The organism is Streptomyces sp. URMC 123 (genome assembly GCF_051386515.1).
Lineage (GTDB): Bacteria > Actinomycetota > Actinomycetes > Streptomycetales > Streptomycetaceae > Streptomyces.
In genome coordinates, this window is record NZ_JBPQTV010000667.1 from 1 (window position 1) to 779 (window position 779).

Annotated in this window: 1 protein-coding gene; it reads right to left on the bottom strand. The window is 79.2% G+C overall.

All coding sequences use genetic code 11. From position 1 onward, the window contains the following. The coding region (locus ACSNOD_RS31545; RefSeq protein ID WP_436770495.1) for a cell division protein PerM at positions 1–766 on the bottom strand (766 nt) is incomplete at its 3' end. Positions 767–779 lie beyond the last annotated feature (13 nt).

The window sequence follows — 779 nt, forward strand, 5'->3', positions numbered from 1 at the left end:
AAGCCGCCCCCTCCCCCGCTCCCGATCCCGCCGCGGTCGGCGATCCCGTGACCACCCCAGGAATCGCCGGCGGGCCCGCCGCGAACCGGGCCACCGCCAGCCCCGCCAGGACCGGCACCAGCAGCACCAGCCAGGTGAGCGGCGTCCCCGGCCCCTCCTCCGGCAGGGCCGCCAGGAGCGGGAAGGCCGGCAGATCCGGGTGGGCGACGGCCCCGACCGGCCGCACCACACTGCCCGCACCGAGCGTGAACCCGGGCCCGAGCACGTACGCCGCCGCCCACCCACACGCGTTCGGCACCAGCGCGAGAGCGAGCAGCAGCACCGCGAACCGCCCGGACCACGGCTGGGACAGCGCGGCGAAGCTCCGGCCCGCCGCCCCGGCATGGAGTGCGAGGGAACCGGCGGCGACCACCGCTCCCCCACCGAGCAGCACCGCCGTGCCCGCGAGCGCGCCCCGCCCCGCGCCCAGCATCAGGGGGCGCGCCAGTACGGTCCGTACGCCCCACGGCACCCGCCACACCACCCAGCGGATGGGCGCCGGCAGGGTCGGCCGGGGCCGGCCGCGCGCCGCCCACACGCCGAGCCAGGCGGCACCGTACGCGACGAGCGGCAGCCGCAGCAGCGCGCTGAGCGGGTCGGCCCGCAGCGGCCCGTCCGAGGCGTAGAGCACGGCCCCTGCCCCCACGCACAAATACCCCGTGACGACCCATCGGAGGGTCGTGCGCGGCAGCGGGTCCGGCTCCGCCGGGTCGACCCCGCCCGCCACGACCGCTCCCCCG